The organism is Cryobacterium zongtaii (assembly GCF_002909375.1).
Taxonomy (GTDB): Bacteria; Actinomycetota; Actinomycetes; order Actinomycetales; family Microbacteriaceae; genus Cryobacterium; species Cryobacterium zongtaii.
Map to the genome: position 1 here is coordinate 489,772 of NZ_PPXD01000007.1, position 24,683 is coordinate 514,454.

Annotated in this window: 21 protein-coding genes; 12 read left to right on the forward strand and 9 right to left on the reverse strand. The window is 69.5% G+C overall.

Going from position 1 to position 24,683, the window contains the following annotated elements; genetic code table 11:
- Positions 1–21 precede the first annotated feature (21 nt).
- From C3B61_RS07095 to C3B61_RS07145, 11 genes are all read left to right on the forward strand, one after another.
- Positions 22–1,824 (forward strand): nitrite/sulfite reductase, encoded by a 1,803-nt coding sequence (locus C3B61_RS07095; protein WP_103459990.1) that lies wholly within the window; start codon positions 22–24, stop codon positions 1,822–1,824.
- Entirely contained in the window at positions 1,821–2,546 is a 726-nt protein-coding gene (locus tag C3B61_RS07100; RefSeq protein WP_103459991.1) for a phosphoadenylyl-sulfate reductase, read from the forward strand. The genes C3B61_RS07095 and C3B61_RS07100 overlap by 4 nt, the downstream gene beginning before the upstream one ends.
- On the forward strand, positions 2,528–3,499 hold the full coding sequence (cysD, locus tag C3B61_RS07105) for a sulfate adenylyltransferase subunit CysD (RefSeq protein WP_103459992.1): 972 nt from the start codon (positions 2,528–2,530) through the stop codon (positions 3,497–3,499). Before C3B61_RS07100 ends, cysD begins: the two co-directional genes overlap by 19 nt.
- The gene (locus C3B61_RS07110) at positions 3,499–4,860 is read left to right on the forward strand and encodes a sulfate adenylyltransferase subunit 1 (protein WP_103459993.1); all 1,362 of its coding nucleotides are present in this window, start codon (positions 3,499–3,501) and stop codon (positions 4,858–4,860) included. The genes cysD and C3B61_RS07110 overlap by 1 nt, the downstream gene beginning before the upstream one ends.
- Positions 4,857–5,930 (forward strand): ABC transporter substrate-binding protein, encoded by a 1,074-nt coding sequence (locus C3B61_RS07115; RefSeq protein ID WP_103459994.1) that lies wholly within the window; start codon positions 4,857–4,859, stop codon positions 5,928–5,930. Before C3B61_RS07110 ends, C3B61_RS07115 begins: the two co-directional genes overlap by 4 nt.
- Before the next feature lie 53 nt (positions 5,931–5,983).
- On the forward strand, positions 5,984–6,724 hold the full coding sequence (locus tag C3B61_RS07120) for an ABC transporter ATP-binding protein (protein ID WP_208858778.1): 741 nt from the start codon (positions 5,984–5,986) through the stop codon (positions 6,722–6,724).
- Positions 6,714–7,634: an ABC transporter permease gene (locus tag C3B61_RS07125; protein ID WP_103459996.1), complete on the forward strand. Its 921-nt coding sequence runs from the start codon at positions 6,714–6,716 to the stop codon at positions 7,632–7,634. Before C3B61_RS07120 ends, C3B61_RS07125 begins: the two co-directional genes overlap by 11 nt.
- A gap of 71 nt (positions 7,635–7,705) precedes the next feature.
- A complete protein-coding gene (locus C3B61_RS07130) occupies positions 7,706–9,112 on the forward strand; it encodes an FAD-dependent oxidoreductase (RefSeq protein WP_103459997.1) in 1,407 nt (468 codons plus the stop codon).
- On the forward strand, positions 9,109–9,438 hold the full coding sequence (gene fdxA, locus C3B61_RS07135) for a ferredoxin (RefSeq protein WP_088456492.1): 330 nt from the start codon (positions 9,109–9,111) through the stop codon (positions 9,436–9,438). The genes C3B61_RS07130 and fdxA overlap by 4 nt, the downstream gene beginning before the upstream one ends.
- Positions 9,431–10,423: an NAD(P)/FAD-dependent oxidoreductase gene (locus tag C3B61_RS07140; protein ID WP_244285861.1), complete on the forward strand. Its 993-nt coding sequence runs from the start codon at positions 9,431–9,433 to the stop codon at positions 10,421–10,423. The genes fdxA and C3B61_RS07140 overlap by 8 nt, the downstream gene beginning before the upstream one ends.
- A 114-nt stretch (positions 10,424–10,537) precedes the next feature.
- On the forward strand, positions 10,538–11,950 hold the full coding sequence (locus C3B61_RS07145; RefSeq protein ID WP_103459999.1) for an FAD-binding oxidoreductase: 1,413 nt from the start codon (positions 10,538–10,540) through the stop codon (positions 11,948–11,950).
- Positions 11,951–11,977: 27 nt separating this feature from the next.
- Here the strand turns inward: C3B61_RS07145 and smc are convergent, their stop codons facing one another.
- Positions 11,978–15,517 (reverse strand): chromosome segregation protein SMC, encoded by a 3,540-nt coding sequence (gene smc / locus C3B61_RS07150; protein WP_103460000.1) that lies wholly within the window; start codon positions 15,515–15,517, stop codon positions 11,978–11,980.
- Positions 15,518–15,652: 135 nt separating this feature from the next.
- Between smc and C3B61_RS07155 the strand changes: the two genes are divergently transcribed.
- Positions 15,653–16,774, forward strand: coding sequence for a GNAT family N-acetyltransferase (locus tag C3B61_RS07155; RefSeq protein ID WP_103460001.1), 1,122 nt, complete (start codon positions 15,653–15,655; stop codon positions 16,772–16,774).
- Here the strand turns inward: C3B61_RS07155 and mutM are convergent.
- From mutM to coaD, 8 genes are all read right to left on the reverse strand, one after another.
- The gene (mutM, locus tag C3B61_RS07160) at positions 16,725–17,699 is read right to left on the reverse strand and encodes a bifunctional DNA-formamidopyrimidine glycosylase/DNA-(apurinic or apyrimidinic site) lyase (RefSeq protein ID WP_103460002.1); all 975 of its coding nucleotides are present in this window, start codon (positions 17,697–17,699) and stop codon (positions 16,725–16,727) included. The genes C3B61_RS07155 and mutM overlap by 50 nt on opposite strands.
- Before the next feature lie 3 nt (positions 17,700–17,702).
- The gene (gene rnc / locus C3B61_RS07165) at positions 17,703–18,380 is read right to left on the reverse strand and encodes a ribonuclease III (protein ID WP_088456498.1); all 678 of its coding nucleotides are present in this window, start codon (positions 18,378–18,380) and stop codon (positions 17,703–17,705) included.
- A 134-nt stretch (positions 18,381–18,514) separates the two neighbouring features.
- A complete protein-coding gene (rpmF, locus tag C3B61_RS07170; protein ID WP_066596228.1) occupies positions 18,515–18,718 on the reverse strand; it encodes a 50S ribosomal protein L32 in 204 nt (67 codons plus the stop codon).
- Between the two features lie 2 nt (positions 18,719–18,720).
- Entirely contained in the window at positions 18,721–19,293 is a 573-nt protein-coding gene (locus C3B61_RS07175) for a YceD family protein (protein WP_327016791.1), read from the reverse strand.
- An 11-nt stretch (positions 19,294–19,304) separates the two neighbouring features.
- Positions 19,305–21,605: a transglutaminase TgpA family protein gene (locus C3B61_RS07180; RefSeq protein ID WP_133160245.1), complete on the reverse strand. Its 2,301-nt coding sequence runs from the start codon at positions 21,603–21,605 to the stop codon at positions 19,305–19,307.
- Positions 21,602–22,996: a DUF58 domain-containing protein gene (locus tag C3B61_RS07185; RefSeq protein WP_208858779.1), complete on the reverse strand. Its 1,395-nt coding sequence runs from the start codon at positions 22,994–22,996 to the stop codon at positions 21,602–21,604. The genes C3B61_RS07180 and C3B61_RS07185 overlap by 4 nt, the downstream gene beginning before the upstream one ends.
- A 57-nt stretch (positions 22,997–23,053) precedes the next feature.
- Complete coding sequence (locus C3B61_RS07190; protein ID WP_370289984.1) at positions 23,054–23,989, reverse strand: AAA family ATPase; 936 nt, start codon at positions 23,987–23,989, stop codon at positions 23,054–23,056.
- A 140-nt stretch (positions 23,990–24,129) separates the two neighbouring features.
- Positions 24,130–24,618, reverse strand: a complete 489-nt coding sequence (coaD, locus tag C3B61_RS07195; protein ID WP_088456502.1) for a pantetheine-phosphate adenylyltransferase — start codon at positions 24,616–24,618, stop codon at positions 24,130–24,132.
- Positions 24,619–24,683 lie beyond the last annotated feature (65 nt).

The following is a 24,683-nucleotide window of genomic DNA, read 5'->3' on the forward strand; positions in this document are numbered from 1 at the left end:
GACCGGCTGTGACGCCTCGCCATGACGTTGCGGCGCAGGCTCGGTAGATTTCCCAGCACGCCGCGCAGCCTGGCGGAGCAGCGCCCGCGTTCAACGAGGAGGACCTCAGTGCCACAGAGCCAGACCACCCAGCCGCAGACCGAGGCCGGCCATCGTCCGCGACCCGCCTCCCGGCCGAACGGCCAGTGGAAAGTCGACGGCACCGAGCCGCTCAACGGCAACGAGGCCTGGAAGCAAGTAGACAACGGGCTGAACGTGCGCGAGCGGATCGAGAAGATCTATTCCCGAGACGGGTTCGACTCCATCGAAAGCACGGACCTGCACGGCCGGTTCCGTTGGTGGGGCCTCTACACTCAGCGCAAGCCGGGTATCGACGGCGGAAAGACCGCGACCCTCGAACCCCACGAACTCGAAGACGCCTATTTCATGCTTCGGGTGCGCATCGACGGCGGCCAGCTCAGCACCGGCCAGCTGCGGGTCATCGGTCAGATCTCCGAGGAATTCGCCCGGGACACCGCCGATCTCACCGACCGGCAGAACATCCAGCTGCACTGGATCCGGGTCGAGGACGTTCCCGAAATCTGGCGCCGCCTCGAGGCCGTCGGCCTGCAGACCACCGAAGCCTGCGGCGATGTGCCGCGCGTGGTGCTCGGCTCCCCCGTCGCCGGCATCGCCGTCGACGAACTCCTCGACCCGACCGACACGATCGCCGACATCACGGCGCGGTACATCGGGGTCCCCGAACTCGCGAACCTCCCCCGCAAGTTCAAGACCGCTCTGACCGGGCACCCGAGCCAGGATGTTGTGCACGAGATCAACGACGTCGGCTTCGTCGCCCTGCGGCATCCGGAGCTCGGCCTCGGTTACGACCTCTGGGTGGGTGGCGGCCTCTCGGCCAACCCCCGGCTCGGCGAGCGCCTGGGTGCCTTCGTCTCACCCGAGAAGGTCGCCGACGTGTGGCTCGGCGTTGCCTCCATCTTCCGCGACTACGGATACCGGCGCCTGCGCAACAAGGCCAGGTTGAAGTTCCTGCTGGCGGACTGGGGGCCGGAGAAATTCCGTCAGGTCCTTGAAGACGAGTATCTGTTCGAGGCACTGCCCGACGGCCCGCCCGCCCCGACGCCGACCCAGCACGGTGACCACATCGGCGTGCACAAGCAGGTCGACGGCCGGTTCTACATCGGTGTCACCCCGTTTGTCGGCCGGGTCTCCGGCACCATGCTCACACGACTCGCCGACCTCCTCGAGCAGCACGGCTCCGGGCGGCTGCGCACCACGCCGCACCAGAAACTCGTACTTCTGGACATCCGAGAAGAAGACGTCGAACCGCTCATCACCGCCCTCGACACGCTCGGCCTCGCCGCCCGCCCCAGCCTGTTCCGCCGTACGACCATCGCCTGCACCGGCATCGAGTTCTGCAAGCTCGCCATCGTCGAGACCAAGCAGACCGCGACCGACGCCGTTCTCGAACTCGAGAAACGCTTGGCCGGCATCGACGTGCCGCAACCGATCAGCCTGCACGTGAACGGCTGCCCCAACTCCTGCGCCCGCATCCAGACCGCCGACATCGGCCTCAAAGGCCAGCTCCTCGCCGACGGGAACGGCGGCCAGGTCCCCGGTTTCCAGGTGCACCTCGGCGGGGGCCTGGCCTCCGTCGGCCGCGATGAGGCCGGCCTCGGCCGCACCGTGCGTGGTCTCAAGGTCACCGCAGACGACCTCGCGGACTATGTGGAGCGCATCGTCCTCCGTTTCCTGGCCGACAGGGGTGACACCGAGACCTTCGCGGTCTGGGCGCACCGCGCAAACGAGGAGGCTCTGTTATGAGCAGCACCGGCACTCCCACGAGCACCCGCCGCTCCCCCGACGAGCTGCGCGCCCTGGCCGCGGCCGGCGCTGCCGAGCTGGACGAGGCATCCGCCGACGAGGTCATCGCCTGGGTGGCCCGCAACTTCGGCGCGGAGGCCGCCGCGGTCGCCTGCTCGATGGCCGACGCCGTGCTCCCCCACACCGTGTCCCGGCGACTGCCCGGCGTTGACGTGCTTTTCCTCGACACCGGCTACCACTTCGCCCAGACCCACGACACCCGGGGCGACGTAGCCAGGCTGCTGCCCGTACGCATCGTCGACGTGCTGCCCGAGCGCACGGTGACCGAGCAGGACGCCGAGCACGGTTCCGAGCTGTTCGCCAGGGACCCGAACCTGTGCTGCGCGCTGCGCAAGGTCGATCCCCTGCACCGGGTGCTCGGTGGCTACGAGGTCTGGTTCACCGGCGTACGCCGCGACGAGGCCCCCACCCGGGCGAACACGCCGCTGATCGCCTGGGACGAACGCAACGGCCTCGTCAAGGTCAATCCGCTCGCCGCCTGGAGCTTCGAGGACATCCTGGACTACGCCGGCACGCACAACGTGCCGGTCAATCCGCTGATGGCCCAGGGCTACCCCTCCATCGGCTGCGCGCCGTGCACCAAACCCGTCGCCGAAGGCGACGATCCCCGATCCGGACGCTGGGCCAGCCTGGCGAAGACAGAATGCGGACTCCACCTGTGAACGCTCTCCCCGCCCCCACCATCGACCGCGCCATCGACCGCGCCGCTTCCACCGACAGCACCGGGTTGAGCCAGCTCGACGTGCTCGAGAGCGAGGCGATCCACATCATCCGTGAGGTGGTCGCCGAGTTCGAACGCCCCGTGCTGCTGTTCTCCGGCGGCAAGGACTCGGTGGTCGTGCTGCACCTGGCCGCGAAGGCGTTCTGGCCGGGGAAGGTGCCGTTCCCGCTCCTGCACGTGGACACCGGGCACAACTTTCCCGAGGTCCTCGAGTTCCGTGACGAGACCGTGGCCCGTCTGGGTCTCCGCCTCGAGGTGGCCAGGGTGCAGGACTATATCGACGACGGCCGCCTGACGGAACGCGCCGACGGCACCCGCAACCCCCTGCAGACGTTGCCGCTGCTCGACGCGATCGCCGCCGGCCGCCACGACGCCGTCTTCGGCGGTGCCCGCCGCGACGAGGACAAGGCCCGTGCGAAGGAGCGCATCCTCTCGCTCCGCGACGAGTTCGGCCAGTGGGACCCGCGCAACCAGCGCCCCGAACTCTGGAACCTCTACAACGGCCGCCACACTGTCGGCCAGCACGTACGGGCGTTCCCGATCAGCAACTGGACCGAGCTCAACGTCTGGCGTTACATCGAGCGGGAGGGCATCAGGCTGCCCGCGCTGTACTACGCGCACGAGCGCGAGGTCTACCGTCGCGACGGCATGTGGCGCGCCGTCGGCCCGGTCAGCGCCCCGCTGGCCAATGAGACCGTCGTCTCGCGCACGGTCAGGTACCGCACCGTGGGCGACATGAGCTGCACCGGCGCCGTCGACTCCGACGCCGCATCCGTGCAGGACGTCGTACGCGAAATCGCCGTGAGCACCATCACCGAACGCGGCGCGACCCGCGCCGATGACCGGATCTCAGAAGCCGCCATGGAAGATCGCAAGAAGGACGGGTATTTCTAATGACTCAGGTACAGCTCGAACGTTCAGAGGGGACCCTCTTCAGATTCGCGACCGCCGGTTCCGTCGACGACGGCAAGTCCACCCTGGTCGGCCGGCTGCTGCACGATTCGAAGGCGATCCTCGCCGACCAGCTCGACACCGTCACCCGTACCTCCACCGAGCGCGGCTTCGGCGGCGCGGCCGGCGGCATCGATTTTGCGCTGCTCACCGACGGGCTCCGGGCCGAGCGCGAGCAGGGCATCACCATCGACGTCGCCTACCGGTACTTCGCCACCGATCAGCGCTCGTTCATCCTGGCCGATTGCCCCGGCCACGTTCAGTACACCCGCAACATGGTCACCGGTGCCACCACGGCGGATGCCGTCATCATGCTCATCGATGCGCGCAAGGGCGTGCTCGAACAGACTCGCAGGCACCTGTCCGTCGTGAAACTGCTGCGGGTGCCCCACATCGTCATCGCGGTGAACAAGATCGATCTGCAGGATTACGACGAGGCCGCGTTCGGCGCTGTCGCCGCGGCCGTGCGCCGGGTCACCGACGAGCTGGGGTTGGGCGCTGTGCACGTCATCCCGGTTTCGGCCCTCGTGGGCGACAACGTCGTCGAGAGGTCGCCGAACACGCCCTGGTACGACGGCCCGAGCCTGCTCGAGCTGCTGGAGACCCTGCCCGCCGCTGACGACGTCGCCACGAACGTGGAGTCGTTCAGGCTGCCGGTGCAGCTCGTGCTGCGCCCCCAGGGCGCCGTCGCCGTTGCGCCGGAAGATGCCGCGGACTACCGCGACTACCGGGCGTACGCCGGCCAGGTGGCGTCAGGGACCGTGCGGGTGGGCGACACCGTCACGGTGACCCCCGGCGGCGCCAGCACCGTCGTGACCGGCATCGACTTCGCCGGAATCGCACTCGACGAGGCCGTGGCACCGCAGTCGGTCGCCCTGCGGCTGCGCGACGACCTCGACATCGCCCGCGGCGCCGTCATCGGCACGGCCGGCACCATGCCCGAACCCGTGAAGGAGCTGGCCGCCGACCTGTTCTGGCTCGACCTCCGGGCCCTGCAGCCCGGCGCCCGGGTGCTGGTCAAGTTCGGCACGCACACCGTGCAGGCCATCGTCGGAACCATCACCGGCCGGCTCAACCTGGACACCCTGGACCTCGAAGTCGCTCCAGCGCTCGAGATCAACGACATCGGACAGGTCACCGTGCGGCTGTCCGCCGCCCTCCCGGTGGAAACCTACGCGGCGAACCGAAGAGCCGGCGCGTTCCTGGTGATCCAGCCGCAGGATGGCGCGACACTGGCCGCCGGAATCGTGACGGCTGCCAGGACGGTTGCCGGGACTGCTGCCGGAACCGGAGGGCAGGCATGAGCGCCCGCACCGCCCGTCCGGCCGGCCGCCTCCTGTTGGCCGCCGCCCTGATTCCAGTGCTGCTGGGCGGATGCTCCGTCTCCCGCAGTGCCGCGGAACCGGCCGGGCCGGCCGCCGAGCTCCGATTGGGCTACTTCGACAACGTCACCCACGCCCCGGCACTGGTCGGGCTGGATCAGGGGCTGCTGGCGGATGCGCTCGGCGACACCACGCTGACCACCCAGGTCTTCAGCGCCGGCCCCGCCGCCATCGAAGCCCTCAGCGCTGGGGCCATCGACGCGGCCTACCTGGGCCCCAACCCCGCGGTGAACAGTTTTGTGCAGAGCGCCGGCCAGTCGGTTCGGATCGTGGCCGGGGCCACCAGCGGCGGGGCCGCGCTGGTCGTGCGACCCGGAATCACCGACGCGAGCGACCTGGCTGGAACCACGATCGCCAGCCCGCAGCTGGGCAACACGCAGGATGTCGCGCTGCGCTCCTGGCTCGGCGAGCAGGGCTACTCGACAAGCACCACCGGCGGCGACGGCGACGTGGATATCGCCCCGACCGACAACGCCCAGGCCCTCACCCTCTTCCAGAGCGGCAAGATCGACGGCGCGTGGCTCCCCGAACCCTGGGTGTCCAGGTTCATCCTCGAGGCCGGTGCCACCGTCCTCGTCGATGAGGCCTCGCTCTGGCCGGACGGCGCGTTCCCGACCACGGTGCTGGTGGTGGGGGCCGATTTCCTGGCCGCGCACCCGGAAACCGTGCAGGCTCTCGTCGCCGGCCACACGGCATCCGTCGACTGGCTCACCGCCAACCCCGACCAGGCCGCCGCCGCGATCAACCGCACCCTCGTTGCGGACACCGGCACGCCGCTGCCCGACGCAGTTCTCGCCCGCGCCCTCACCGGCGTGACGTTCACGACCGACCCGCTCGCGGCGGCCTTCCCTCTGCTGCTGCAAGCCGGAGTCGACGTCGGCACCGCCAAAACCGGGAGCCTGGACGGGCTCTTCGACCTGGCACCGCTGAACAGGGTCCTCACGGCGGCCGGCGGGCAACCGGTCGCCGCTGCCGGGCTCGGAACCGAGTAATCGTGCAGACCTTCACCGACACGCCCCAGGCACCGACCACGCAGCCTCTCGGTGTGACTCCAGCGATCCGCATCGACTCACTCGGCAAACGGTTCGGACCGACCGGCCCTGTCGTTCTGGACAACATCACCCTCACCGTGGCACCCGGCGAGTTCCTCTGCCTGCTCGGCGCCTCCGGCTGCGGCAAATCCACCCTGCTCACCATCATCGCCGGTCTCGAACACCCGACCGAGGGCACAGTCACCGTGACCAGCGGCAGCGCGGCGGTGATGTTCCAGGAGTCGGCGCTCTTCCCGTGGCTGACCGCCGGACGCAACGTCGAACTCGCTCTCAAGCTCCGGGGGGTGCCCAGGTCCCAGCGCCGCGCCCAGGCCCTGGAGCTGCTCGACCTCGTCAACCTCGCCGATGCCGCCCAGAAACGCCCGCACGAGCTCTCCGGCGGCATGCGCCAGCGAGTGGCCCTGGCCAGGGCCCTCGCCCAGGACCGCAAGGTCCTACTGATGGACGAACCCTTCGCGGCCCTCGACGCCATCACCCGGGACCTGCTGCACGAGGAACTGGAGCGGGTCTGGCGGGAGACCGGCCGGACCATCATCTTCGTCACCCACAACGTGCGCGAGGCAGCCCGGCTCGGCCAGCGGGTGGTGCTCATGTCCTCTCGCCCGGGCCGCATCGCCAACGAATGGCGCATCGACGACACCGGGACCCGGCGGATCGAGTCCCCCGAGGTGTCCCGCCTGGCCATCGAGATCACCGACCAGCTACGAGAGGAGATCCGCCGCAATGCTGCCTGACACCAAGCTGCACAGTTCTTCCGCCGCGCCCCGCAGCGTCGGTGATCACGACGAGCTCCGACGCCTCGAATCGGGTTTGGACGCCCTCCAGACCGTGCCCTTGACCGAGAAGGGCCGCTGGCGCCGGTTTCTCGGCGGGGTGCTGCCACCGGTCCTGCTGGTGGTGGCGCTGATCGTGGCCTGGCAGTTCTACACCGTGATCGCCCAGCCCCGACCCGACCTGGCACCGGGCCCGGTGAACGTGGCCGGGTCGCTTGTCGAGCAGTGGAACGACGGCCGACTGCAGCAGGCGGTTCTCACCAGCCTGTCCCGCGGCGGAGCCGGCTTCCTCATCGCCGTCGCGATCGGTACCCCGCTCGGGCTGCTGCTGGCCGAGTGGCGGCTGCTCCGGCGTGCCCTCGGGCCGCTCCTGTCCGGTCTGCAGGTGCTGCCGTCCGTGGCCTGGGTGCCCGCCGCGATCATCTGGTTCGGCCTGACCGACGCCACCGTCTACTTCGTGGTGCTGATGGGCGCCGTCCCGTCGATCGCGAACGGGCTGGTCTCCGGCATCGACCAGGTTCCCCCGCAGCTGCGCAAGGTCGGCACCGTGCTGGGCGCCTCCCGCATCGAACTCGCCACCCTGGTCGTGCTCCCGGCCGCCCTGCCCGGGTACTTCTCCGGGCTCAAACAGGGGTGGGCCTTCGCCTGGCGGTCTCTGATGGCTGCGGAGATCATCGTGGTAGGCGGCTCGATCGGATTCGGGCTCGGCACCATGCTGCAGCAGAGCCGGGAACTCGCCGACCTTTCCGCGGTGCTCGCGACCATCCTGGTCATCCTAGCCGTGGGCATTCTGGTGGAACTGACCGCCTTCGCCCCGCTCGAGCGCCGGCTCCTGCGCCGCCGTGGCCTCGCCCCCGGCGCGCGCCGGTAGGCGAACCAGGACCCACCGATTCACCCCACCCCGTCACGCACGTCCGACCCCGCTCTTTCGAAAGGCCACTCATGACCCGGACGCCCTCCGCGCCCCAGCCACTGCGCGTCGCCATCATCGGCGCCGGCCCCGCCGGCATCTACGCCGGCAACATCCTCGGCACGGCCGTGCGGGCGACCGGCGGTGAGGTCGGCATCGACCTGTTCGACACCCTGCCCGCCCCCTACGGCCTGATCCGCTACGGCGTGGCTCCCGACCATCCCCGCATCAAGGGCATCGTCACCTCCCTGCACGAGATGCTCGATGCCGGCACCATCAGGTTCCTCGGCAACGTGGGCTACGGCACCGACCTGAGCCTGGCCGACCTGCGCCGGCACTACCACGCCGTCATCTTCGCCACCGGGGCGATCCGCGACACCGACCTGCCGATCCCCGGCATCACCCTGCCCGGATCCTACGGAGCGGCCGACTTCGTCTCGTGGTTCGACGGGCATCCGGATGTGCCGCGGGACTGGCCGCTGGACGCCACCGACATCGCGGTGATCGGCAACGGCAACGTGGCCCTCGACGTGGCGCGGATGCTGGCCAAGCACCCCGCCGACCTGCTCAGCACCGACATCCCCGCCAACGTGCACGCCGGCCTGGCGGGCTCGCCGGTCACCGACGTGCACGTCTTCGGCCGGCGCGGTCCCGGCCAGGTGAAGTTCACCCCGATAGAACTGCGCGAACTCGGCGATATCCCCGACGTCGACGTGATCGTCTACGAGGAGGACTTCCCCAGGGACGCCGACTCCGAGGCCCGCCTGGCCGCTTCCAGCAACCAGGTCAAGGTGATGAGCCGCACCCTGAACGGCTGGCTCACCCGGGAGCCCACCGGAGCGTCCCGGCGGTTGCACCTGCACTTCCTGCACAGCCCGGTAGAGGTTTACGGCACCGACAGAGTCGAGGGGATGCGCTTCGAACGCACCACGCCGACCGGCGACGGGGGCGTGCGCGGCACCGGGCAGATCCTCGATTACCCGCTGCAGGCCGTCTACCGCGCGGTCGGCTACCGCGGCAGCGCGCTGCCCGATGTGCCCTTCGACGACGCCCGCGGCGTCATCACCAGCGACGAAGGCCGCGTCATCGACGAGCACGGCACGCCCCTGCCCGGGCTCTACACCACGGGCTGGATCAAGCGTGGCCCGGTCGGGCTGATCGGCCACACCAAGGGCGACGCACTGGAGACGATCACCCACCTGGTCGAGGACCTGGCACTGCTGCCTGAACCGGCCGACCCCGCCCAGGACGCCGTCCTGCGACTGCTCGGCGAGCGCGGCATCCGCTACACCACCTGGCCCGGCTGGCTGGCCCTGGACGCCCACGAACGGGCCCTCGGCGATGCCGACCTCTCGGAGCTGACCCGGGAACGGGTGAAGGTCGTGCCCCGCGACGAGCAGGTGCTGATCGCCGCCGAAGTCTCGCTGGTGTCCTCGTGACCTATGTCATCGCGCTGCCTTGCGTGGACGTGAAGGATCGCGCCTGCGTCGACGAGTGCCCGGTCGACTGCATCTACGAGGGCGAACGGTCCCTGTACATCCACCCCGACGAGTGTGTCGACTGCGGCGCCTGCGAACCGGTCTGCCCGGTGGAGGCCATCTACTACGAGGACGACCTGCCCGAAGCCTGGTCCGACTACTACCGGGCCAATGTGGACTTCTTCGTCGAGCTCGGCTCCCCCGGCGGCGCCGCGAAAACCGGTGTGCTCGGCTATGACCACCCGGTCATCGCCGAGCTGCCTCGCCAGGGCGCACTCGGTGGCTGAGGCCCTGGACCACGACGACCAGGACCGCTATGACTGCGTCGTGATCGGCGCCGGTCCTGCCGGCCTCTCGGCGGCGCTGAACCTGAGCAGGGCCCGCCTCACCGTGCTCGTCATCGACAGCGACCGGCCCCGGAACGCGGCGACCATGATCTCGCACGGCTTCCTCACCAGGGACGGGGTCCCTCCGCACGAGCTGCGCCGGCTGGCCAGGGCAGAGGTCGAGGGCTATCCAGGCGCCCAGATCTTGCGGCGTACCTCGGTGCGCGCGGTCCGGCGAACCCGCGAGCTGTCCGAGGAGGACGACTCGCACCCGTTCGCCGTGACGCTCGGAAGCCCGTCAAGTGCCGGTCGAACCGTGGCCAGCCGCGCGGTGCTCGTGGCCACCGGGCTGCGCGAGACGCTTCCGGATGTTCCCAACATCCGCGGGTTCTATGGCATGAGCCTGTTCAGCTGCGCCGCCTGCGACGGCTACGAGCTGGGTGATCAACCGCTGGCGCTGATCGGCGAGACCGAGGACCTGTTCGCCCGGGCGCTCCTGGTCTCCCAGTGGACCCGCACGCTGACGGTGTTCACCAACGGCTCACTCTTCAGCGACGAGACCGGCGCCGTCTCCGCCGGCCAGGAACGGGTGCTGCGCGGGCGCGGCATCAGCGTCGAACGACGCCGCATCACCGACCTCGAAGGCGACCGGGGGCGGCTCGCCGCGGTGCGGGTGTCTGGCGGTGACCGGATCCCGGTCACCGGCGGGTTCGTGCGGCCGCTCTGGCATCCCGCCGTGGAGTTCCTGACCGGGCTGAACGTCGCCGGGGACGAGCACGCCCAGTTGCTCACCGACCGCAACGGGCGCACCAGCGTGCTGGGGCTCTACGCCGCCGGGGACGTCGCGGCGCCCGGACCCCAGCAGCTGATCGTGGCGGCCGGCGCCGGTGCCCGCACGGCCGCGATCATCAGCCAGGACCTGCTGGGGGTAAGCACCGCACACTGACAGGTGCACCGGCGCCCGGGGTGGCGGGCCGCCGCGGTGCTGGGTATCGTCACGGTAGTCGCCGCGCGGGTCGGCCTTGCGTCGGTGAAAGCATCGCCCGTCGAAAGGACGCCCATGAGCACCACACCACAGCCCATGCAATCGCCGGCGTCCGGCGCGCATCCTGCCCTCATCGGCCTCAGCGGGATTCTCGAAGGCGCTCTGGTGCTGCCCGGCGAAGCAGGCTGGGACGACGCCCGCGCCCCGTGGAACCTCGCCGTCGACCAGCAGCCGAGCGCCGTCGTGCGGCCGCGCTCTGTGCGCGACCTCAGGCAGGTCATCGTCGCGGCCAGGGAGGCCGGCCTGGGGGTGACCGTGCAGCCGCGGGGGCATGGCGCCGCCGCCGACCTCGCCGGCCAGATCCTCGTGCGCACCAGTGCCTTCGACGAGGTCACCGTGAATGTCGTCGCCCGGTTCGCACGCGTCGGCGCCGGCGTGCCCTGGGGAACCCTACTCAACCGTCTCGACGGCACCGGCCTGATCGCTCTGGCCGGCACCAACCCCGACGTCAGCGTCACGGGGTACCTGCTCTCCGGCGGGCACTCCTGGTTCAGCCGGTGGCAGGGGCTGGCCGCGCACTCGATTCGAGCCGTCGAGCTGATCGACGCCACCGGGGTGCTGCGCCGCGTCACCAAAGACAGCGACCCGGATCTGCTCTGGGGCCTGCGAGGCGCCGGCGGGCTTTTCGGCGTGGTGACCGCCCTGGAGATCGAGCTGTACCCGGCGGCCGACCTCTTCGGCGGCAAGATCCTGTTTCCCGCCGAATCGGCCGAGGTGGTCTTCGGAGCCGCGGCCGACATCCTGCTGGATGCGCCGCCGGAACTGAGCCTGTTCCTGGGCCTGATCAACCTGCCCGACGTCGAGCAGGTGCCCGAGCTTCTGCGCGGGCGGAGCTTCACCCAGGTTGATGCGGTTTTTGTGGGGTCGGAAGCGGCGGGGAGCGCCCTGCTCGCTCCGCTCGTGTCGATCGCCCCGGTCATCGCCAACCTGTGCCGGCCGTTCTCGATCGGCCAGCTGGGCGAGGTATCCGGAGAACCGCAGGAACCCTCGGCGACGCTGGACTGGTCCAGGACCGTCAGCGATCTCGACACCGCCACCATCGCGAGCCTCGTCGAGGCCTTCCACACCGCGAGCTACGCCGGACTGTCCCTGCTGCAGCTGCGGCCGCTAGGCGGGTTGATCGGCGACCCGACGGTCGGCGCCGACGGAGTCGTCGGCCACCTCGACGCCGGGTTCATGCTCTTCGCGGCGGCGATCCTGCCGCCGGGCGCGCCGGTTCCGGCCGCCTCCGACCGCCATCTGGTGTTCCAACCGCTGGAGGATACCGTGCATGCCGTGGGTGTGCCCCGCATCGTGCCGACGATGCTCGCGGCCGGCCAGGATCTGGGTGTGGCGTTCACGCCGGAGGAACTGCAACGCCTGGCCGGGATCAAGGCGAGGGTCGACCCGGAGAACCTGTTCCGCAGCAACCGGCCGCTGCCGACCTAGCCGAGACGTAGCGACACGAGACGTGGCTCAGGACGCCTGTTCCGTCTCGCGCACGATGCGCTGGCCGACCACAGCGGACACTCCGTCCTGCCGCATCGAGACGCCGTACAGCGCATCCGCGATTTCCATGGTGCGCTTCTGGTGGGTGATGACGATGAGCTGGCTGGTGGCCCGCAGATCCTCGAAGATGGTCAGCAGCCGGCCCAGGTTCGCGTCGTCCAGCGCGGCCTCGACCTCGTCCATGATGTAGAACGGGCTCGGCCTGGCCTTGAAGATCGCGATGAGCAGGGCCACAGCGGCCAGCGACCGTTCGCCGCCGGAGAGCAGCGACAGTCGCTCGATCTTCTTGCCCGCCGGCTTCACCGACACCTCGATCCCGGTGGTGAGCATGTTCGCGGGGTCGGTGAGCTGGATGCTGCCGCTGCCACCGGGGAACAGCACCGGGAACACCTCGGCGAAGGCCGCCTGGGTGTCTTCGAAAGCGCTGGCGAAAATGGTCCCCATCTTCACATCGATGTCCTCGATGATGGTCATCAGATCGGCCCTGGTGGTGGTGAGGTCGGTGAGCTGCTCGGTGAGGAATAGGTGGCGTTGTTCCAGCGCCGCGAATTCCTCGAGCGCGAGCGGGTTGATCCGCCCCAGACGGGCATACTTGCGTTCGGCGGCCGCCAGGCGCGCCCGCTGCTCCTCCCGGTCGTACGGCGTGGCCGATGAGGCCTCGCCGTCGGCGGGCACGAGCTGGTCCGGGCCGTATTCGCCGACGAGGACGTCCTCCACCAGGCCCAGTTCGCTGGCCGCGCGCTCGAGAAGCGCCGACAACTGCAGTTTTTTCTCGTAGATCGCCAGTTCGAGGCCGTGTACGTTTTCCGTGATGGCCTGCAACCGGCTGCGCAGTTCGCTCTCGGCCCGACGGAGGGTGCTCAGCTCGTCGTTCTGGCTGGTCCGTTCGGCCTCGGCGACGGCCAGCCGCTGCCGCGCCTGGGCCACGGCGCCGTCGACCGACGCGAGCACCGGCGGCAGCGCGTCGGCAACGGCGGATGCTGCATCCACCTGCCGGCGGCGGAGAACGGCCCGGCGGGCGGCGGCGTCCGCCTCGGCCCGGTCGGATTCGAGTTGCCGGGTCAGGGAGAGAACGCGGGCCTGGCCGCCACGCAGGCGCTCTTTGGCGGTATCCACCTGCAGACGCGACTCGATCTCGGTCTCCCTGGCCCGCTCGAGTTCTGCGTACAGGGCGTCGCGGGCGGTGACGTCCAGGATGGGCCGCGGCGTGGAGCGTCTGATGTCCAGAGCGGCGGCTGCTTTCCTGGCGGCCCTCTCGGCCTCGGCGACACCTGAGGAGGCGAGCTCGGCCGCGGCCGACAGCCTGTCAAAATCCGCGGCCGCGGCGTCGACCTGCACGGTCAGTCGGTTGCGCCGGTCCGCGCGGGCGGCCGCCAGGGTGTTGTGCTCGCGGAGCCGGGCCTGGGCCGACCTGGACCGGTCCCGAGCGCCGGCCAGGAGGGTGCGCTGTTCGCCGAGATCGCCGGAGACGATGCCGAGCAGGCTCGTCACCTCGGCCAGTCGGTGCGCGGCCTCGTCACGTTCGGTGACGAGTTCCAGTTTGCTGGGGGCGGCACCGGAGCCGCCGCGCAGCGCGTGGGCGGTGAGCACATCCCCCGCGCGGGTGATGATGGTGGCTGTCGATCCCTGCCCGGACGCGGCCAGGGCATCGGATGCCGCGACGGCGGCGGTCAGATCGTCGACGATGAGGGTGCCCTCGAGCAGCCCGAGCACGCCGGGCGGTGCGTCGACGACGGTGTGCGCGGCCACGACTCCCGGCAGGCCGGAGAGGTCAGGCTGAGCAGCAGACCCGGCGGACCCGGCGTCGGCGGCCCCGGCGAGCACCAGTTCCACCCGGCCGAGGTGCAGCGCGTCTGCGTGTCCGACCGCGGCGACCGCGGCATCCCGGTCATCGGCGGCCACGGCATCGGCGAGGGAGCCGAGCGCCGCCGCGACGGCGCGCTCGAAACCGGGGCGCACGCTCATGACCTCGGCGACCAGACCGCGGATGCCGGCCAGATCGGCTTCGAGGAGGGCCGAGGAACCGTCTTTTTGGCCGAGTGCCAGGGTGAGGGCGCTCGTGCGGGCCGCCAGCGCATCCCGTTCCCGCTCCTGGCCGTGCAGGAGCTCGCGGAGCCGCTCGATCTCGGCCTCGGCCTGCGACACCTCGGCCTGGGCTAGGTCCACGACCTCGTCGAGGTCGACATCGTTCGCCGCGTCGTCGGCGTCCTCGTCGAGGTCGGCCAGCTGCTGGCGGGATGCGGCGAGTCGATCGCGGGCGGAGTCGAGGGCATCCTGCTGGCGCAGCACCTCCCCGCGCACAGCGGCCAATCGGGACGCTGCGGTGTCGGACTCGCCGGCGAGCTGGGACACCTCGAGGTCATGACGGGAGACGAGGGCGGACTGTGCCGCGATCTCGTCGTCGACGGCGTCCAAGTCGCGGCGCACCGAGGCCGTCGTGGTGCGTGCCCTGGCCCAGGCGTCCTCGGCCGTCGCGATGCCCGCCCGCAGGCGGTCCACTTCCGCCGCGGCATCCTCGACCCGCTGCGGGGTGACGCTCGCGGCCCGTTCGACAGGTTCAGCCTGGGTGCCCAGCAGGGCGAGCCGCTGGTTGGCGAGGGTGTACAGCCCGCGCAGCCGTTCCTGGGCGGATTCAAGGGCGAACGCCGTGCGCCGGGCGATGTCCACAGCATCGCCTACCTGCGCGTCCTCCAGCCGGCGCACCCGCACCTGGTTGTGGTCGAGCTGTTCCTGGACCACCAGGCGTTCGGAGTGCCGTTCGCTTTCGGTGCGGCCGTGGGCGTCAAGGGCCCTGCGCAGCACGATCACATCATCGGCGAGCAGCCGCGCCCGCGCGTCCCGCACGGTGGCGGCGATCTGCTGGGCCTGCCTGGCCACCTGAGCCTGTTGGCCGAGCGGCTTGAGCTGCCGGCGGATCTCCCCGGCGAGGTCGCTGAGCCTGGTGAGGTTGGTCTGCATGGCCTCGAGCTTGCGCACGGTCTTTTCCTTGCGGCGACGGTGCTTGAGGATTCCGGCGGCTTCCTCGATGAAACCGCGGCGTTCCTCCGGGCTGGCGCGCAGCACGGCATCCAACTGGCCCTGGCCGACGATGACGTGCATCTCCCGGCCGAGACCGGAGTCGCTGAGCAGCTCCTGCACGTCGAGCAGCCGGCAGGTGCGGCCGTTGATGGCGTACTCGCTGCCGCCGTTGCGAAACAGGGTGCGCGAGATGGTCACCTCGGCGTACTCGATGGGCAACGCCCCGTCGCTGTTGTCGATCGACAAGATCACCTCGGCGCGGCCAAGCGGTCCCCTGGTGGAGGTGCCGGCGAAGATGACGTCCTCCATCTTGCCGCCACGGAGCGTCTTCACCCCCTGCTCGCCCATCACCCAGGCCAGGGCGTCAACGACGTTGGACTTGCCGGAGCCGTTGGGACCCACGACGCAGGTGACGCCGGGTTCGAACGCGAAGGTCGTCGACTGCGCGAAGGACTTGAAACCTTTGAGGGTGAGGCTCTTCAGGTACAACCCGCTCGTCCTTCCCGCTAAAGTGTCTGACTCAGTCCACGGTACCGGACCGCCGCTCGTTTACTGGGATCTGACCGCCTCGAGATCCCCCGGGAGTGTGTCAGTTCCGCGACACCGGGTCTAGGCTCTGCGGACATGGAGAGTCATTCGTTGGGCATCGATGAATTGAGCGTTCCGGCGGCGCCCGGCGCGACGGGTTGGCCGGAGTTCGTCGCGGCCGTCGACGTGCGCAACCGGGTGGAGGCCCACGCGTACGGCACCGGTGAGCTGGCCCAGTCGGCGGAGGAACTGCTGCCGGGCTACCTCACCCCCGAGCACTCTCCTCGTCGGATGTTCGTGGCCCGCGTCGCGGGGGCGATCGTGGGCCGGGCCGCCTACGAGACGCAGGCGGACCCGTCGTCGGAGTTCGCCTGGTTCACCGTCGAGGTCCTGCCCGAATGGCGGGGCCGGGGCATCGGCAGCGCACTGTTGGACGTCCTGGAGACCCTGGCCGCCGCCGAGCACCGCAGCAGCAGGGTGATCTACGCGGTTTCCCCGCCCGGCCCCGGCGAACGCCTCGTCCCGCCCACGGGTTTCGGATCGGTGCCGCTGGCCAACCCCGAGGTGCGTTTTCTGCTGCACAGGGGGTACCGGCTCGAGCAGGTGGAACGCGGCAGCCGGCTGCAACTGCCGGTGGACCCCGCCGTCCTCGCCCGGCAGCTCAGGGAGGCGGCGGCCCGCGCCGGCGAGGACTATTCGGTGCTGTCCTGGACCGGGCGCACCCCGGAGCGCTGGCTCGAGGACATGGCCCTGCTGTACACCCGCATGTCGACAGATGCCCCGACGGCGGGTCTGGAAGAGCCTGAAGACGTGTGGAGCGTGGAACGGCTACGCAGCGAACAGGACGCGTACGCGGCAGGCCCCGGCCGGACGCTGGTGACCGCTGTCCTGCACCGGCCCAGCGGTCGCCTGGCCGGTTTCACCGAGCTGTCGGTGCCCGGCGACACCAGCCGGGCCGTGACCCAGGAGGACACACTGGTGCTTCGGGAGCACCGCGGACACCGGCTCGGCATGCTCATGAAGCTGGCCAATCTGCAGAGCCTGGCCCGTGAGCATCCCCGGCATCCGGCAGTGACCACGTTCAACGCCGAAGAGAACCGCTACATGCTCGACGTCAACGAGGCGCTCGGTTTCGTTCCGATGGGCTACGAGGGTGCCTGGCGGAAGGTCAGCGCAGCCGCTGACAGCGCGGGCAGTAGTGCGACGAGCGGTTCATGAATTTGACCCGCACGAGGTCGGTGCCGCAGCGGGGGCAGGGCTTACCGTGTTGCCCGTAGGCGTTGAGGCTGTGCGCGAAGTAGCCGGACTGGCCGTTGACGTTCACGTACTGGGCGTCGAAGCTGGTGCCGCCCTCGGCCAACGCCCGCAGCAGAATCGCGCGGACGGCGGTGAGTAGGCGGCGGGCGCTCGCCGCGGACAGCGTCGCGGCCGGCTGGTCGAAGTGCACCCGGGCGTCGAAGAGTGCCTCGTCCGCATAGATGTTGCCGATCCCGCTGACGACCTGCTGGTCGAGCAACACCCGTTTGATGCCTGACCTGGTGCGGGCCAGCGCTCGGTAGAAGGCCGGGGCGGAGAACGCCGGGTCGAGCGGGTCCCGGCCGATGTGCGCCACCTGGCTGGGGATGAGGCCGGACCAGGCCGGGAGCGCATCCGCGGTACCGGTGGTTGGCCGGCCTGGGGCCATGCCGGGCCCTGCGTAACCGGCCGACCGGCCGTCGTCGGTGGCCTGCATCGTGTCGACGGCCATGCTGCCGAAGATGCGCTGGTCCACGAAGTGCAGGGCCAGTTCACCGTGTTCGGGGTTCTGCAGGGTCAGGCGGATGCGCAGCAGCTTTTCCGGGGTCTCACCCGGGGTACGCAACAGCACCTGTCCGCTCATCCCGAGGTGGGCCACGATGGCCCGGCGCGCGCCCGACCCCGGCGCCTCCCCCGGTGCGACGGCCAGCGGGAACCAGAGGAACTTGCCCCGGCGCACGGCGGCCTCGATCCGGGCGCCGGTCACGAGCGCTTCGAAATCGCCGAGCGAGCGGTCGTGGCGACGAAGGGACCTCTCGTCGAAGATTTCGACACCCGTGATCGCGGCGCCGGACACGGCGGTTTCCAGGCCGGTCCGCACGACCTCGACTTCGGGAAGTTCAGGCACGTGTCAGCGGCGCACGGCACGCAGGCGGGTCCACGCCTCAAGCGCCGCGGCCATCTCGGCATGCTTCTTGCTGGTGCCCTCGCCGGTGGCCGTCACGGCGGTGCCGACACTCACGGTGGCCACGAAGACTTTGGAGTGGTCCGGTCCGCTTTCGGCGACGGTGTACACCGGAACTCCGGCTCCCAACCGCGCGGCGGCTTCCTGCAGGCTGGTCTTGGGGTCCATCGAGATCCCGAAGTGGCCGGGGTCCGCCAGCATGGGCTGCAACAGCCGCATGACAAAACGCGTCGCGGAGTCCACGCCGGTGTCGAGGTAGACCGCGCCGATGAGCGCCTCGACGGTGTCGGCCAGGATCGACGACTTGTCGCGGCCACCGGTGAGGGTTTCCCCGCGTCCGAGGCGCACAAAACGACCCAAGCCGATACCGCGGGCGATTTCGGACAGGGCGGCCGTGGACACCAGGCTGGCCCGGCGCTTGGCAAGGTCGCCCTCCGGCAGCTGCGGGTAATCGCGGTACAGCATCACGGTCACCGCCTGGCCCAGAATCGAGTCGCCCAGAAATTCCAGGCGTTCGTTCGTGGGCAGGCCACCGTTCTCGTACGCGTATGAGCGGTGTGTCAACGCGAGTTCGAGAAGACCGGCGTCGACCTGCACGCCAAGAATCTCCTGCAGGGCCGCCATCGGATTCTCCGGCGCCCCTGTCTGTCCCCGGGCAGCAGAAACTCCTGCAGCAGAGACCGCTGCAGGAGCATCTGTTCCGGGATTTGCGTCAGAACCTGACACGGTTGCGCACCACCCCTTGGTTGAAGCTCTGACTAAACGTCAGCGACCTTACGGCCCTTGTACTCCATGAAGAGTGCGGTGCCGGCGGCGTCCGTGACGACCTTCGCGCGGTGCGGGAGGCTGTAGACAACCTTGCCGTTTTCCATGGTCTTCACCAGGGTGGGGGCTTCGGCCTTCCAGCAGGAACGGCGTGAGCGGGTGTTGGAGCGTGATTGCTTGCGCTTCGGGACTGCCATGACTACTTCTCTTCTCTATCCGGTACAGCATGGATGTGCTCATCCGTGCTGATGCTTTCGGAAGCTTGGAATTCCAATAGTGCGGACCATCTCGGATCCTGCACTTCACTCGGTTCGAGTTCAGGGGAAGTGGCACGCCGTTCCCCGGTCTCTGGGTCGAGACCTGGGCAATCCCGCCGGCAAACCGGCTGGAACGGCAGTGACAACACCACTGCATCCCTGATGAGAGGTTCAAGATCCACGTGGTCATCTTGAACCGCACACTCATAAGCTTCATCAAGAGCGTACGCGAAAAGTTCAACAAAATGAACTCGGACAGGCAATTCGATGTCAATCAGGCATCTTCCGCACTCTCCGGCGGCTTTTCCGGTGACATCGGCGGTCACCAGGATGCCCTCGTGGATGCATTCCAGACGCAGATCGGCCTCGAGGGTGGAGCCGGCTTTCACGGCAACGAGCGCTTCACCGAGGTCGTTGGGAACGACGATGTCGATGTTGCGCTCGTACATCGTTCCCGGGCGGTTGATGACGTCGCGAACGTCAACCTTGTACGGGGTCTTCTTGAACTTGATCACAAGGGAAAATTCTACGCGCCCCCGGGCGTGCCGGTGGCCAGGCCCATCCGGCGCAGTGCCGACGAGGTCAGCGACGTCGGGAACACCAGGGCCCTGGCCCGCTGGATGGCCCGGGAACCGTGCCGCACGGCGTGAACGACGACATCAAGATCGGCCAGCAGCCCGGCACCCGGGTTCGTTGGCGACCCGTCCCGGCGGGCGTAGTGCGCCTGTTCGGTGGCCACCAGCATCCGCTCGAGCGCCTCGCGGGCCCGGGGACTGTCGCCCACACCGGGCCTGTCCCGGATACTGTCGGCCAGCTCCCGTGCGGTGAGGGTGTCGTAGACCTCCAACCCGTGATCCACCGCGGTATCGGACAGCTCACGCCAGGCCAGCACCGCGCCGGCCCGATCCGCTGCCAGAAGGCGCCGCCGCCGCCGCCGCCGGGCCAGGCGGAACACGCCGGGGGCGAGCAGGAGAAGCAGGACACCCGTCGCCACGAGCCCGATCCGGGCGAGAATGTTGGGCAACTCATCCTCCTCGGCCGCCAGAGTGTCCACGGGGCCGCCCTCGAATCCGGGGTTGTCGTTGGCCCGCGGCACGACCGACGGCGCCTCACCCGCGGACGGCGCACCGGACGCCGTCGAGCTCTCCGGCGCGGCGTAGTCCGGAACCGTGCCCCGCCCAGGGGTCGGTTCGAAAGGCACCCAGCCGACCCCGACGAAGTAGAGCTCCGGCCAGGAGTGCAGGTCGTGCGAGTCGACGTTGTACCGGTTGATGCCGTCGACGGCCGTGGCCGTCCGGGTGCCGGGGAGGTACCCCAGCACGATCCGGGCCGGGATGCCCAGGCTGCGCGACATCAGGGCCATCGCCGAGGCGAAGTGCACACAGTAGCCGCGTTTCACGTCGAGGAACGTGGCGATGACATCGGCCCCGCCGCCGTCGTACCCCTCATCGACCGGAGCCTCGGTGTCGTAGTTGAATTCACTTCCGCGCAGGTAATCCTGGATGGCCACCGCGGCGTCGTAGTTCGACTCCGTACCCGTACTGACGATGCGGGCGGTGTCACCGATGATCCCGGGTGTTCCCATCGGCAGGAACAGACTCGGCTCGATGTCGACGGGGTACCGGGTGCCGGACTCACGAAGTTGTTCCCTGGTGGGCTGCAGTTCGAGGGACGTCACCGCGTAGCGCTGGCCTATGGTCGTGCTGTCGGTGCTCGAAATGGCTCGGGTGTCGTTGTTCCAGAACCAGTCCCCGGTGAGCCCATCGACGCTCGTTGCGGGCACGGGGACCGGCAGCATGTCGGTGCGGACCCCGTCGATGTCGATGATGGTGTTGGCCTCGGTCCTGGCCACCCGTTGGGAGAGCCCCGGCGGATTCGCTATGGAGTCGACGGTCAGGTCCTCATCGACCTCGACGGCCCTCGGCAGCCACGTGGTGCCCTTGATGTCATCGAGGGTGAGCAGTGCGAGGTACGGCTGCTCGACGGCCGTTGTGCGGTAGTGCAGCGCGGGACCGGCCTTGGGCCTGCGCAGGTCCTGGCCGAGTTCGATCATCTGGCTGACTCCGGCACCGAAGAGCGCGCTGTCGGACCGCGAGCCGAAGGCTCCGCCGGAGATCACGGGCGCCGACAGGCTGAAGATCAGGGAGCCGACGATGCCGATGGCAGCGATGGCGATGGCTCCGCGTACGGCCCCGGTCGCACCCGTGATCCCTGTTCCGCGCCCGCCGGCCTGCCGGTTGACCCGCATCCCACGCAGATGCACGTCGATGCGCAGGAGGAGCAGATACGCGGCGGCAGTCGCAACGAGGGCGACCCAGTCCGCACCGGTGGACACCACAAAACCGGGTACCGCAACGGGGACCAGGGCCGGGATCCCGGCCAACGCGGGCCGGCCCAGACCGATCGCGAGGATGTCCATCAGGATCGCCAACAGGCCCACTCCCACGGCCAGGAGGAACAGGATGCCGTCCAGCACCTGGGCCGGAGTGCCCTGCGTCTGAATGGAGCGCACCCCGTCAGTGGCCAGTTCGGTGAAGCGGGCGACGGTATCGCCGGTGGGAACCAGCCAGAGCAGCCCGGTCCCGCCACCGAAGAACAGTGTGAGTAGCACGATGAGCCCACCCGTCGCCAGCAGCGGCACGACCACACTGTGCACCCCCGCCCGACGCAGCCCTGCCGAACCGACGAGCACGACGCTCGCCACGATCAACAGCACCAACCACCACGACGATCCGGCCAGGACGGCGCCCAGGGCGGTGCATCCGGTCATCAGCAGCACCAGCAGCGCCAGGGTGAGCGGCCAGCGCACGATTTCAGTTCTGGTCATCGCGTCGCCGCCGTGTCCTGCCCGGCCTGCGCCCACGCAGCCGCGACCGGTGCCGACGTATCCACCGGCGCGCACTGCCAGCCGGCCTCGCTCAGGCGTTCGATGGAGTCGGCGCTCATGGTGTCGAACACGAACGCGACGGCGGGCTGGCAGAGGCCGCGCAGGGCGACCAGGTCACGCGTGTCGGCGGGGCCGATATCGACGAGAACCGCGAAGGACGGAACCTGACGGCCCAGAGTCGCTGCCGGCCGGTGGCCGAGGCCGTCATCGATCGCGGCGTGGGCCACGCGGTCACGTCGGACCACGATCGCCAGGGCATCGACAAGCGCGGGCACGCCTTCCGGACCGGTGAACGAAGCCGGGTCGTCGCCGCGCAGGCCCCCTCGCCGGCCGTTGTCCGGATCGTGAGGAACCCTGGAGTCCCCCGCCACTGGCCGCACGGGGAGGAGCTGGCAGGGGCCGAGCTCCACCACATCGAGTCTGAACCCGCCCTCGAGCAGATGAACGGCGACGGAAGCGGCCAACTCGATGGCCAGCTCGAATTCGGCGTCGTGCCCGCGGTCGGCGCCCCGCCCTCCGCGGGTGGTGTCGAGGATGACGCGCGCTTCGGGATGGCTGCGTTGTTCCTCCTGCCGGACCATGATCTCGCCATGCCGGGCGGTCGCCGGCCAGTTGACCCTGCGCATCGGGTCCCCCGGCCGGTACTCCCTGGCGATCAATTCATCCGAGTCATTGTTGAGATGCCGGACACGCTCATGGCGGGAGCCCTCGCCCCGTGTGATCGACACACCGTTGCCCGGCAGCGAGGTGACCCTGGGCGTCACGGTCAAATCATGCGGTGCGCCGATCGGCCACTCGCTGTAGGCGAGTCCGAAGGGGTCCGACCGGCCGAGCATCAGCGGTCCGATCGGATACACCCCCCGCCGGGATGGATGCAGCTGATAGCTCACCACCGCGGTGTCTGCGGCGCTCGAGCGCCCGGCTCGCGCCGGTGCGAGGGACCGCAGCGGCTGGCTCGGCGGCACGGTGACGCCCCTGACCGCCGTGTCGCGCCAGCGCAGGCCGAGCAGGGGCGTTGGGGCAAGATTGCGGATCTGGATCGTCACGGTGGCGCTGGACCCCGCTGTCACGGTGCCGGGCCTGAACGTGCGGGTGACGGACACGCGCACCGGATGGACGAGGACGAAGCCGAGGGCCACTGTCGGGACCAGAAGCAGCACCCCGGCCACGAACAGGAGGTCGCGTTCGTCGTAGGCCCAGGCGACCGCGAACAGCACCGCCCCGACGCCCAGGAAAACGGCCCCGCGCACTGTGGGGCGAACCAGTCGGCGGGCCCGGCCGCGTCGCCCGGTCAGGTCCGTCCGGGTCAAGCCTCTCTGCGTCTTGCTCATCTGCGTCACGTCCACCTGCATCTATGGCCCATGATGACTCCGATAGTGTGCCGCCCGCTACAGGCGGCCCTGCGACCCCGTCGGCACGGGCGTGGCCGCGAGGATGCGCCTGATCGTCTCCTCGATGAGCAGGGCGCTGTCCTGCGATCGATGGCCCAGTGCCCGGGTGGTGGGCACCAAACGGTGCCCGAGCACGGCGACGGCTAGCGAGTCGATGTCGTCGGGAAGCACATACTCCCTGCCGTGCAGAGCCGCCTGGGCCTTCGCGGCCCTGATCAGTTGCAGGGTAGCCCGCGGGCTCGCCCCCAACCGCAGGTCGCGGTCGTCCCGGGTGGCCCGCACCACGGCGACGGCGTACTCCTTGACCGCCCCGGAGGCGAACACGCTACGTGCGGCCGACATCATGCCCCGCAGCTGGGGGCCGGTGACCACGGCGTCGATCCTGGCCAGCGGGCTGGTCAGGTCGCGGGAGTCGAGCATCGAGAGTTCGGAGGCCGGGTCGGGGTATCCCATCGAGATGCGCGCCATGAAACGGTCGCGCTGGGCCTCGGGGAGGGCGTAGGTGCCCTCCATCTCGATGGGGTTCTGGGTGGCGACGACGGCGAACGGGCGCGCCAGCGGATAGCTGTGTCCGTCGACGGTGACCTGGCGTTCCTCCATGCACTCCAGCAGCGCGGATTGGGTCTTGGGACTGGCCCGGTTGATCTCGTCGCCGATCACGATGTTCGCGAAGATGGCGCCGGGCTTGAACTCGAACCGCCGCTCGGACTGGTTGTAGATCGACACCCCCGTCACATCCGAGGGCAGCAGGTCCGGCGTGAACTGGATGCGGCTGACGCTGCAGTCCACGGACTTGGCGAGCGCTTTGGCGAGCATGGTCTTGCCCACTCCGGGCACGTCCTCGATGAGGAGGTGTCCCTCGGCGAGGAGCACCGTGAGCGCGATCTGCACGGCCGAATGCTTGCCGTCGATGACGGACTCGACGTTGCGCATGATCGCGAGGGCGGCTCCCTGCACGTCGGCGAGAGCCACGTCGGTTTCACCGTCCCCGTCGATGGCGCTGCGGGATGCCGCACCGACGGTGGTCGTGCCGGCCACGGCCGACTCCGAGACCCAACGTCCCGGAAATGCGTTCATGCGAGCGGTCGATTCAGAAAGGCCGCGACGGCGGGCGGCACATACGGGGCGATGTCACCGCCGAGGGCGGCAACCTGACGCACCAGGGAGCTGGACACGTGGGCGTGAGCGGGGTCCGGCAGCATGAAGATGGTTTCGACGCCCGCGAGGTTGCGATTCACGATGGCCATCGGGGTCTCGTAGGCCACATCGATCTGAGAGCGGATGCCCTTGACCAGCACGCTGGCGCCCACGTCGACGCAATAGTCGACGAGCAGGCCCATGCTCCAGGAGCTGACGATGATGTTTCCCGGGAGTTCGGCCTCGATGATCGCCCGCTCGATGAGGGAGACCCGCTGGGTGATCGGCAGAAGCGCCGACTTGGCCGGGTTGTGCACCACAAGAACGTGCAGCTCGTCGTACAGTCCCGCCGCTCGTTGGATCACATCGAGGTGCCCCAGTGTGACGGGGTCGAATGAACCAGGTACGACGGCGATCCTGCGCATACGGTTCACCCTAGCGCCAGCTTGCAGCGCCCGCTGCCCGGTCCGGCCGGATTTCCCAGACGTTC